Below are 10,551 nucleotides of genomic sequence, written 5' to 3'. Positions count from 1 at the left end.
CGGAGCCGGTGAACGGGCCTCCGGGACGTGTGGCGCGCCTCGCGGGCGCGGCGTCGGGCGCTGCGCGCCGAGGTGCGGCGCTTCACCGTCCGCCAGCGCCGTCGGCGTCGGATCTGGATCGGCGTCGCGGTCGCCTTCGTCGTGATGGTGCTCGGCACCGCGGGCGCCGCGTACAGCCCGCTGTTCGCGGTGGAGCGCGTGGACGTCGTGGGGACGTCCCAGCTGGATGCCGCCGCGGTCGCGGACGCGCTGAAGGGCCAGGTCGGCACGCCTCTCGCGATGGTCGACGACAGTGCGGTGAAGGCTGCGCTCGTCCGGTTCCCGCTGGTGGAGTCGTACACGCTCGAGGCGCGGCCGCCCCACGACCTCATCGTGCGGATCGTCGAGCGCACCCCCGTCGGAGTCGTCCAGACGCCCGCGGGCTTCACCCTCGTGGATGCCGCCGGCGTCGTGCTGTCCACGACGCCCACCGCTCCGGCCGGGCAGCCGGTCCTCGACATCACCGGCGGGACGGAGTCGGATGCGTTCCGCGCGGCCGGCCGCGTCGTGCGCGCCCTGCCGGATGGCATCCGTTCGCAGGTGACGGCGGTCTCCGCGTCGACGCCGGACGACGTGACCCTCACGCTCGGGGGGACGGGGTCGAAGGTCGCGTGGGGGAGCGCCGACCGCTCGGCGGAGAAGGCGCGCGTCCTCGACCTGCTGATGCAGAAGAGCCCGCCCGATCGCACCAAGGAATACGACGTCACGTCGCCCGAGGCCGGCGTCATCCGCTGATCCGCGACGGGATAATCCGACACGCCGCGTGTCGGTCCGGCCGAGCCGGAACCGCCGCCTACCTTCGAGCTAAGGAATTGCATACCGGGCAATTCTTTAACCCTCAACATGAGGTTTAGAGTTTCAGGTTCGGGGATAACGGAGGCCGGCATGAGCCAGAACCAGAACTACCTCGCCGTCATCAAGGTCGTCGGTGTGGGCGGAGGCGGCGTCAACGCCGTCAACCGCATGATCGAGCTGGGCCTGCGCGGCGTGGAGTTCATCGCGATCAACACCGATGCACAGGCGCTGCTGATGAGCGACGCCGACGTCAAGCTCGACGTCGGACGCGAGCTCACGCGCGGCCTGGGTGCCGGTGCGGACCCCGAGGTGGGACGTCGCGCCGCCGAAGACCACGCGGAGGAGATCGAGGAGGCGCTGCGCGGCGCCGACATGGTCTTCGTCACCGCGGGTGAGGGTGGCGGAACCGGCACGGGTGGTGCGCCCGTCGTCGCGAAGATCGCCAAGTCGATCGGCGCCCTGACCATCGGTGTCGTCACGAAGCCGTTCTCGTTCGAGGGTCGTCGTCGTCAGAGCCAGGCCGAGGCCGGTGTCGGACGCCTGAAGGAGGAGGTCGACACGCTCATCGTGGTGCCGAACGACCGCCTGCTCGAGATCAGCGACCGCGGGATCTCGATGATCGAGGCCTTCGCGACGGCCGACCAGGTGCTCCTGGCCGGTGTGCAGGGCATCACCGACCTCATCACCACCCCGGGTCTCATCAACCTCGACTTCGCCGACGTCAAGTCGGTCATGCAGGGCGCGGGCTCCGCGCTCATGGGCATCGGTTCCGCGCGCGGCGCGGACCGTGCGATCAAGGCCGCGGAACTCGCCGTCGAGTCGCCGCTGCTCGAGGCCTCCATCGAAGGAGCGCACGGTGTCCTGCTCTCGATCCAGGGCGGATCGAACCTCGGCATCTTCGAGATCAACGACGCCGCCCAGCTGGTGAAGGAGGCCGCGCACCCCGAGGCCAACATCATCTTCGGAACCGTGATCGACGACACGCTCGGCGACGAGGTCCGTGTCACGGTCATCGCGGCCGGCTTCGACGGCGGCGAGCCGTCCCTGCGCATCGACCCCGTCGGTGCTCAGCGCCCGGTGGCCGTTCCCGCGGTGCCGGCGATCCCCGCCGACGACGTCGCGCGCGACCTCAGCGCCGCCGAGGAGCAGAAGGCCCACACGCCCGAGCGCACGCCCGAGCCGGCACCGGTGGCCGCTCGCGTCCCCGACACGTCCTACGACTCCGGCTTCGCCGACGACGACCTGGACGTGCCCGACTTCCTCAAGTGACGACGAACGATTGACGCAGCGGGTCCGGTCACACCGGGCCCGCTGCGTCGTCGAAGGAGGACCCATGGATGCCGCTCTCGCCGACCGTCTCGCCGACGTCGACGCGCGCATCGTCGACGCCGCCCGCTCCGCCGGGCGCGACCCCGCCGGGATCACCCGCATCGTGGTGACGAAGTTTCACCCGGTCTCGCTCATCACCGACCTGTATGCGCTCGGCGTCCGTGACGTGGGGGAGAACCGCCAGCAGGAGCTCACCGCCAAGCATCGCGAGGCGGGCGGTCTCGACGGCCTCCGCTGGCACTTCATCGGCCAGGCCCAGACGAACAAGGCCCGCGCCGTGCGGGCGGCATCCGACGCGGTCCATTCGGTGGATCGCGCCCGCATCGCGGATGCTCTGGATGCCGCGGACGACGGCTCCCGCCTGGACGTACTGCTCCAGGTGAACCTGACCGACGATCCCGGGCGCGGCGGCGTCGCGCCGACCGAGGTGGAGGCTCTCGCCGCCCACGTCGCCGCCCTCGAGAGCCTGCGCGTGCGCGGCGTCATGGCCGTCGCGCCGCTCGACGAGGACCCTGCCCGCGCCTTCGAGCGACTGCGGCACTGCGCCGACGCCGTGCGGCGTGTCGTTCCCGACGCGACGTGGATCTCGGCCGGAATGACGGGCGATTTCCCCGAGGCGATCGCGATGGGCGCGACACACCTACGGATCGGTTCGGCAATCACGGGTCCGCGACCCCCTCGCGACTAGCCTCGAAACAGACGAGCGAACGGAGGATGCGATGTCGAACCCGCTCAAGAAGACGATGGTGTACCTGGGCCTCGCCGACGAGGAGGAGACCTATGAGGAGACCGCCCCGCAGCCGGTCGCGCGCAAGCAGTCCGTGCAGCCCGCGTCGGTCGAGAAGGCCGCTCCGGTGACCCCGCTGCACCGCCCCGCCGTGGTGCGCCAGCCGGCCGCCGGCCCGGTCAGCGAGATCCTCACGGTGCACCCCAAGCAGTACCGCGACGCGCAGACGATCGCCGAGAACTTCCGCGAGGGGATCCCGGTCATCATCAACCTGTCGCAGATGAGCGACGCCGACGCGCGCCGCCTGATCGACTTCGCGAGCGGCCTGTCGCTCGGTCTGTACGGACGTATCGAGCGGGTCACGAGCAAGGTCTTCCTGCTCTCGCCCGAGAACATCGCCGTCTCCGGCGACGGTGCGATCGCGCAGGCCGACCCCGAGGGCGCGCCCTTCGCGTCCCAGTAAGCGATCGTGGCCGTCCTGAGCCTGGTCGGCTCCATCCTCAGCGCGCTGCTTTTCATCTACATCGTTCTGCTCCTGGCCCGGTTGGTCCTCGAGTACATCCCGATGTTCAACCGTGAGTGGCGTCCCCGTGGCGCCATGCTGGTGGTGGCCGAGATCGTCTACACGGTGACGGACCCACCCATCCGGCTCCTCCGGCGGGTGATTCCGCCCCTGCGCATCGGCGGCATCGCGATCGATTTCGCGTTCGCCATCACGATGTTCGCGTGCTTCCTGCTTCTCAGCGTCACGCGGTCGCTCGCCGCTCTGTGACTCCCGCATAGCCGTCGCCCTTCGACACCGAAGAAGGGCGGCGGCTATGCTGTTCCGAAGCGGTGTGCCCCGGTGCGACACCCCCCCCACGTTCCGATTCAGAGCTCTCGAAAGAGGAAACACCATGGCACTGACCCCCGATGATGTCGTCACCAAGCAGTTCCAGCATGTGCGTTTCAAGGAGGGCTTCGACCCCGACGAGGTCGACGACTTCCTCGACGAGATCGTCGTCGAGTGGCGCAAGACGATCGCCGAGAACGAGGAGCTGAAGGCCAAGCTCGCCGCGTTCGAGTCCGGTGAAGCCGCCCCCGCGGCTCCGGTCGCCGAGGCGCCGCAGGCCGAAGAGCCCGTCGTCTCTGAGGTGCCGGCTCCGGCTGCGGCCCCCGCCGCCGAGTCCGATGTGGCCCCCGCCGCGCAGAGCGCCGGCATCATCGAGCTGGCCCAGCGCCTGCACGATGAGCACGTCGCCGAGGGCAAGGCGCAGCGTGACCAGCTCATCTCCGAGGCTCAGGCGCAGGCGGCATCCATCGTCGCCGAGGCCGAGAAGCAGGGTCGCGAGGAGCGCTCGCGCCTCGAGAAGGAGCGCACCGTTCTCGAGGGGCGCATCACCGAGCTCCGCAACTTCGAGCGCGACTACCGTTCGCAGCTGCGTTCCTACATCGAGGGTCAGCTCCGCGACCTCGACACGGCCGGTTCGTCGTCGGGCTCGACGCCCGTTTCGGCGATCGGTCTGTAGGCCGACTCTTTGCGCAGTCGATCTCCTCTGCGTTCGGCGGCGGCCGGCGCCCTCGTTGCGATTCTCGCGGCGACGGTGCTGGCCGCCGACCAGTTGGCGAAGGCAGCGGCCATCGCCGGCCTTCCCCCGGAGCGGGTGGTGCCGATCCTCGGTGACTTCCTGCAGTTCTATCTCGTCCGCAACCCGGGGGCGGCGTTCTCGCTCGGTGAGGGCGTCACCTGGATCTTCACGATAGCGCTGGCGGTCGTGGCGGTCATCATCCTGTTCCTGGCCGTGACCCGGGTGCGTTCGCGCCTGTGGGCGGTCGTGCTCGGGCTGCTGCTGGGCGGCGTGCTCGGCAATCTCAGCGACCGTCTCCTGCGGGCGCCCGGCTTCCCGGTCGGTCATGTCGTGGACTTCATCTCGACGCCGTGGATGATGCCGGCGATCTACAACGTCGCCGACATGTTCATCGTGACGATGATGATCTCGGTCGCCCTCCTCGTGCTCCTGGGCCTCCGGCTCGACGGCACGCGAGAGAAGCGCGGTTCCCGCGACGCCGAGGTCGCCTCCGACGAGCCGGTCGAGACGCCCGGCGAACAGGGCACCCGCTGACATGGATTCGCGGAGTCTGCCCGTTCCCGACGGGCTCGAGGGAGCGCGCGTCGATCAGGCCCTCGCCAAGATGCTCGGCTTCTCGCGCACCTTCGCGGCGGAGGTGGCCGACGCCGGGGGAGTGACCGTCGACGGCCGCACCGTCGGACGCTCCGACCGCCTGCACGCGGGAACGTGGCTCAGCGTCGAGTGGGAGCCGAAGCGCGACCCCGAGGTGATCCCGGTCGAGGTTCCCGACCTCGGGATCGTCTGGGACGACGACGACATCGTCGTGGTCGACAAGCCCGCCGGTGTCGCGGCGCACCCCTCCGTCGGATGGGAGGGGCCGACCGTGCTCGGCGCCCTCGCGGCCGCCGGGTTCCGTATCGCCACGAGCGGCGCTGCGGAGCGCCGCGGGATCGTGCACCGGCTCGACGTCGGCACGAGCGGCCTCATGGTCGTCGCGAAGACCGAGCGCGCGTACACGCTGCTGAAGGCGGCGTTCAAGGACCGGACGGTCGACAAGATCTACCACGCCGTGGTCCAGGGGCACCCCGATCCGCTCACGGGCACCATCGACGCCCCGATCGGGCGGCATCCCCACCACTCGTGGAAGTTCGCCGTCACCCCGGACGGCAAGGACTCCGTCACGCACTACGAGACGCTCGAGGCGTTCCCGCGGGCGTCGCTGCTGGAGATCCACCTCGAGACCGGCCGCACGCACCAGATCCGCGTGCACATGGCGGCGCACCGGCACCCGTGCGCGGGCGACCCGCTGTACGGCGCCGACCCCACGCTGTCGGCGCGGCTCGGCCTCACGCGGCAGTGGCTGCATGCGCACCGGCTGGCTTTCACACACCCCGCCACGGGGGAGTGGGCGAGCTTCGAGTCGCCCTATCCGGCTGACCTGCAGCACGCGCTCGACGTCCTGCGCGACGGCGCCTGACGCGGGTCAGCGCCCGCCCTCGAATCTCGCCGGTCCGGGCGTGAGCGCCGCGGACACGCGCGCCGACATCTCGGCATCCAGGATCCCGTCGATCCCGGAGATCGGATGCCACCCGACCTCGGTCATCTCGCCGTCGACCGGCTCGGGCTCGCCGTCGATCCACGTGCACGCGAACGTCAGGTCGAGGTAGTCGCTCTGGTCGCCGTTGGCGTAGGTGACGCGGGGGATCTGGTGCACCCACGCGAGGCGGTCGACGCGGATGCGGACACCGGCCTCCTCCTCGGCCTCGCGCGCCGCGGCGTCGGCCGGTTCCTCGCCCGGGTCGACGATGCCCGTGATGGGGGTGAGCCGGCCGGTGTCGCTGCGGCGACCCAGCAGCACGTCGTCGCCGCGCACGATCACCGCGGTCACGCCGACGAGGGGGAGCGGGCTCGTGCCGATGTGACGGCGGAGCTCCAGGACGAAGTCGGGTGTGGGCACGCGCCCACGTTAACCCAGGCCGATGTCGGAGGGGGAACGTACACTCGACGGGTGGCAGCAGACTCCTTCGTTCACCTTCACGTGCACAGCGAGTACTCCATGCTCGACGGCGCCGCGCGCATCGGTCCCATGGTGCAGGAGGCGGTCAAACTGGGCATGCCGGCGATCGCCGTGACCGACCACGGCAACACGTTCGCGGCCTACGAGTTCTACAAGACGGCGAAGGATGCCGGCATCAAGCCGATCATCGGCATCGAGGCCTACGTCACCCCCGGCACCCACCGCTCCGACAAGTCCCGCGTCCGCTGGGGAACCCCCGAGCAGCAGAGCGACGACGTGTCGGGTTCCGGCGCGTACACGCACATGACCCTGCTGTCCGAGACCACCGAGGGCATGCACAACCTGTTCCGGCTCTCGTCGCGGTCGAGCATGGAGGGCTACTACTTCAAGCCCCGCATGGACCGCGAGCTGCTGCAGACCTACAGCAAGGGCCTCATCGCGACGACCGGGTGCCCCTCGGGCGAGGTCCAGACGCGCCTCCGCCTCGGCCAGTACGACGCGGCCAAGGCCGCCGCGGCCGAGTTCCAGGACATCTTCGGCAAAGACAACTACTTCGCCGAGATCATGGATCACGGTCTGTCGATCGAGCGCCGGATCATGTCCGATCTGCTCCGGATCGCGAAAGAACTCGACATTCCGCTGGTCGGCACCAATGACCTCCACTACACGCACCAGCACGACGCGACGAGCCACGCGGCTCTGCTCTGCGTGCAGTCCGGCTCGACGCTCGACGACCCCAAGCGCTTCAAGTTCGACGGCGACGGCTACTACGTCAAGTCCGCCGCCGAGATGCGCCAGGTCTTCCGCGACAACCCCGAGGCCTGCGACAACACGCTCCTCATCGCCGAGCGCTGCGAGGTCGAGTTCAACACCTCGGCCAACTACATGCCGCGCTTCCCGGTCCCCGAGGGCGAGACCGAGGGCAGCTGGATGATCAAAGAGGTCGAGAACGGCCTCCACGACCGCTACCCGGGCGGCATCCCGGATGCCGTGCGCAAGCAGGCAGAGTACGAGACCGACGTCATCCTGCAGATGGGGTTCCCCGGCTACTTCCTCGTCGTCGCCGACTTCATCAACTGGGCCAAGAACAACGGCATCCGGGTCGGTCCCGGGCGTGGTTCGGGTGCCGGCTCGATGGTCGCGTACGCGATGAAGATCACCGACCTCGACCCGCTGCAGCACGGCCTGATCTTCGAGCGCTTCCTGAACCCGGACCGCGTCTCCATGCCCGACTTCGACGTCGACTTCGACGACCGTCGTCGTGGCGAGGTCATCCAGTACGTGACCGAGAAGTACGGCGACGAGCGCGTCGCGCAGATCGTCACGTACGGCACGATCAAGGCGAAGCAGGCGCTCAAGGACGCCGGTCGCGTGCTGGGCTTCCCCTTCAGCATGGGCGACAAGCTCACCAAGGCCATGCCTCCCGCGGTGATGGGCAAGGACATGCCGCTCGACGGAATGTTCAACCCCGAGCACCCTAGGTACAAAGAGGCGAGCGAGTTCCGCACCCTCATCGAGACCGACCCCGAGGCCAAGACCGTGTTCGACACGGCCCTCGGGCTCGAGAACCTCAAGCGCCAGTGGGGTGTGCACGCCGCCGGCGTCATCATGTCCAGCGAGCCGCTGATCGACATCATCCCGATCATGCGCCGCGAGCAGGACGGTCAGATCGTCACGCAGTTCGACTACCCCGCGTGCGAGTCGCTCGGCCTGATCAAGATGGACTTCCTGGGGTTGCGCAACCTCACGATCATCAACGACGCGCTCGACAACATCGAGGCCAACCGCGGGCACCCGCTGGTGCTCGAGGACCTCGCGCTCGACGACGCGGAATCCTACGAACTGCTCGCCCGCGGCGACACGCTCGGCGTGTTCCAGCTCGATGGCGGGCCGATGCGGTCGCTGCTGCGCCTCATGCGTCCCGACAACTTCGAGGACATCTCGGCGGTGCTCGCGCTCTACCGCCCGGGCCCGATGGGCGTGAACTCGCACATCAACTACGCGCTGCGCAAGAACAAGCAGCAGGAGATCGAGCCGATCCACCCCGAGCTCGAGGAGCCGCTCGCCGACATCCTCGACACGACCTACGGCTTGATCGTCTATCAGGAGCAGGTCATGGCCGTTGCGCAGCGCGTGGCCGGCTACACGCTCGGTCAGGCCGACCTGCTCCGGCGCGCGATGGGCAAGAAGAAGAAGTCCGAGCTCGACAAGCAGAAGGAGATCTTCTTCGGCGGAATGACCGAGCGCGGCTTCGGCGACGAGGCGCAGCAGACGCTCTGGAAGGTCCTCGAGTCGTTCGCCGACTACGCCTTCAACAAGGCGCACACCGCCGCGTACGGACTCGTGTCGTACTGGACGGCGTACCTCAAGGCGCACTATCCCGCCGAGTACATGGCCGCGCTCCTCACCAGCGTCGGCGACTCGAAGGACAAGATGGCGGTGTACCTCAACGAGTGCCGCCGCATGGGGATCCGTGTCCTCCCGCCCGACGTCAACGAGTCGATCCGCTTCTTCGCGGCCGTCGGTGAAGACATCCGTTTCGGTCTCGGTGCGGTCCGCAACGTCGGCGCCAACGTCGTCGACGGGATCGTCGCGGCGCGGCAGGATGCCAAGTACACGTCGTTCCACGACTTCCTGGCCAAGGTGCCGCTGCACGTGGCGAACAAGCGCACGGTCGAATCGCTCATCAAGGCCGGGGCCTTCGACTCGCTGGGTTCCACGCGTCGCGCACTGATCGAGATCCACGAGGATGCCTGCGAGGGCGCCGTGCTCGACAAGCGCCGCGAGGCCAATGGCGAGGTCGGCTTCGACTTCGACTCGCTGTGGGACGAGCCGCAGCAGGTCGAGAAGGTGCCCGAGCGGCCCGAGTGGACGAAGAAGGACAAGCTCGCGTTCGAGCGCGAGATGCTCGGGCTCTACGTCTCCGATCACCCGCTCGCGGGGCTCGAGGTCCCCCTCGCGAAGCACGCGTCCACGTCGATCCACGACCTGCTCGCCTCGGACGACGTGCAGGACGGCGACCAGGTCACCGTCGCGGGTCTCCTCACCAGCGTGCAGCACCGGGTGGCGAAGCAGAGCGGCAACCCGTACGGCATGGTCACCGTGGAGGACTTCAACGGCGAGGTGACCGTGATGTTCATGGGGAAGACCTACGCGGAGTTCGCCCCGGTGCTGCAGGCCGACTCGATCCTCGTGGTCCGCGGGCGTGTGTCCCGCCGCGACGACGGCCTCAACCTGCACGCGCAGTCGGCCTTCACCCCCGACCTCGAGGGCTTCGACGCCCTGAGCGGTCTCACGCTCGTCGTCCCCGAACAGCGCGCGAACGAGACGCTCGTGAGCGAACTCGCCCAGATGCTGCGGCGGCATGCCGGTGACACGGAGGTGACTCTCAAGTTGCACAAAGGTGGGACCGCCAAGGTCTTCGAGGTGCCGATGCCGGTGCGTGTGACGGCTGATCTGTTCGGAGAACTCAAGGGACTCCTCGGTCCCAATTGCCTGGGCTGATGCGTGGCGCGCGTTGTCAACCCGGGGTGCTCTCCGGCGCGACGACGTCAGTCTCACAATGACGACGGGTGCCGAGGCGCCCGAACGAAAGGACCATCGTGACCGATCGCTACGACGACTCGCCCGTGGAGAACACGGGCTCGCCGGCGGAGGACTCCGCCCGCTGGACCGAAGCCGCGGCTCCCGAGGCCGCGGCGGCGGAGCCGCGCGCTTCGCGCTCCGCCGCCGACACCGGTGACATCGACGACGTCTTCGCCCCGACGCCGAGCATCGACGCGCGGGCGCACGTCAACGCGCGCCGCTCGACGCACACCGAGCTGCCGGATGCCGACGCCCACGCCGACGCGCAGACCCACGCTCCCGCGCCGCGCGACGGTGACGCCCCGCAGTACGGCGTCGGGCCGTTCTCGGTGCGCGAGTTGTCTCTGCTCGGGATCTGGGCCGTACTCTTCATCGTCTCGTTCTTCCCGCTCAACAACCTCCCCTCGAACGTCCGCGTCCTCGGGGGCGGCTCCAACGTCTGGCTCTCCAACCTGTGGTGGATCCCCACGGTGGCTCTCCCCACGATCGCGGTCGGTCTCCTCGCTCTG

General features: G+C 69.0%; 10 protein-coding genes and 1 pseudogene. 10 read left to right on the top strand and 1 reads right to left on the bottom strand.

Annotated elements, in window-relative coordinates; translation table 11 throughout:
• The first annotated feature begins 27 nt into the window (after window positions 1-27).
• From I5G_RS20295 to I5G_RS03025, 8 genes are all read left to right on the top strand, one after another.
• Entirely contained in the window at window positions 28-774 is a 747-nt protein-coding gene (locus I5G_RS20295) for an FtsQ-type POTRA domain-containing protein (RefSeq protein WP_022877740.1), read from the top strand.
• A gap of 150 nt (window positions 775-924) precedes the next feature.
• Window positions 925-2,103 carry a cell division protein FtsZ gene (ftsZ, locus tag I5G_RS03055; RefSeq protein ID WP_022877739.1) on the top strand — a complete coding sequence of 393 codons (1,179 nt, stop codon included), beginning with the start codon at window positions 925-927 and terminating at the stop codon, window positions 2,101-2,103.
• A 64-nt stretch (window positions 2,104-2,167) separates the two neighbouring features.
• Window positions 2,168-2,851 (top strand): YggS family pyridoxal phosphate-dependent enzyme, encoded by a 684-nt coding sequence (locus tag I5G_RS03050; RefSeq protein WP_022877738.1) that lies wholly within the window; start codon window positions 2,168-2,170, stop codon window positions 2,849-2,851.
• 31 nt (window positions 2,852-2,882) lie between these two features.
• Window positions 2,883-3,353 (top strand): cell division protein SepF, encoded by a 471-nt coding sequence (locus I5G_RS03045; protein ID WP_022877737.1) that lies wholly within the window; start codon window positions 2,883-2,885, stop codon window positions 3,351-3,353.
• A 6-nt stretch (window positions 3,354-3,359) separates the two neighbouring features.
• Window positions 3,360-3,662 carry a YggT family protein gene (locus I5G_RS03040; protein ID WP_022877736.1) on the top strand — a complete coding sequence of 101 codons (303 nt, stop codon included), beginning with the start codon at window positions 3,360-3,362 and terminating at the stop codon, window positions 3,660-3,662.
• 124 nt (window positions 3,663-3,786) lie between these two features.
• Window positions 3,787-4,398 (top strand): DivIVA domain-containing protein, encoded by a 612-nt coding sequence (locus tag I5G_RS03035; protein WP_022877735.1) that lies wholly within the window; start codon window positions 3,787-3,789, stop codon window positions 4,396-4,398.
• Window positions 4,399-4,473: 75 nt separating this feature from the next.
• Window positions 4,474-4,992: a signal peptidase II gene (gene lspA, locus I5G_RS03030; protein WP_239642477.1), complete on the top strand. Its 519-nt coding sequence runs from the start codon at window positions 4,474-4,476 to the stop codon at window positions 4,990-4,992.
• 1 nt (window position 4,993) lies between these two features.
• On the top strand, window positions 4,994-5,917 hold the full coding sequence (locus I5G_RS03025) for an RluA family pseudouridine synthase (RefSeq protein ID WP_022877733.1): 924 nt from the start codon (window positions 4,994-4,996) through the stop codon (window positions 5,915-5,917).
• A 6-nt stretch (window positions 5,918-5,923) separates the two neighbouring features.
• On the opposite strand, the gene I5G_RS03020 is transcribed toward I5G_RS03025, so the two are convergent.
• On the bottom strand, window positions 5,924-6,397 hold the full coding sequence (locus tag I5G_RS03020; protein WP_022877732.1) for an NUDIX domain-containing protein: 474 nt from the start codon (window positions 6,395-6,397) through the stop codon (window positions 5,924-5,926).
• A gap of 51 nt (window positions 6,398-6,448) precedes the next feature.
• Between I5G_RS03020 and dnaE the strand changes: the two genes are divergently transcribed.
• Together dnaE and I5G_RS03010 are read left to right on the top strand one after the other, a co-directional pair.
• The gene (dnaE, locus tag I5G_RS03015) at window positions 6,449-9,961 is read left to right on the top strand and encodes a DNA polymerase III subunit alpha (protein WP_026095607.1); all 3,513 of its coding nucleotides are present in this window, start codon (window positions 6,449-6,451) and stop codon (window positions 9,959-9,961) included.
• A gap of 98 nt (window positions 9,962-10,059) precedes the next feature.
• Window positions 10,060-10,551: pseudogene (locus I5G_RS03010) on the top strand (hypothetical protein); the annotation flags it as partial.

The sequence above is a fragment of the Microbacterium sp. B19 genome (genome assembly GCF_000333395.1).
In the GTDB taxonomy this organism is placed as follows: Bacteria; Actinomycetota; Actinomycetes; order Actinomycetales; family Microbacteriaceae; genus Microbacterium.
This window is presented reverse-complemented; position numbering and strand designations above follow the sequence as displayed.

Coding starts and splice junctions, on each gene's coding strand:
- ftsZ (WP_022877739.1), top strand. CDS start 925: ATGAGCCAGAACCAGAACTACCTCGCCGTCATCAAGGTCGTCGGTGTG.
- I5G_RS03050 (WP_022877738.1), top strand. CDS start 2,168: ATGGATGCCGCTCTCGCCGACCGTCTCGCCGACGTCGACGCGCGCATC.
- I5G_RS03045 (WP_022877737.1), top strand. CDS start 2,883: ATGTCGAACCCGCTCAAGAAGACGATGGTGTACCTGGGCCTCGCCGAC.
- I5G_RS03035 (WP_022877735.1), top strand. CDS start 3,787: ATGGCACTGACCCCCGATGATGTCGTCACCAAGCAGTTCCAGCATGTG.
- I5G_RS03025 (WP_022877733.1), top strand. CDS start 4,994: ATGGATTCGCGGAGTCTGCCCGTTCCCGACGGGCTCGAGGGAGCGCGC.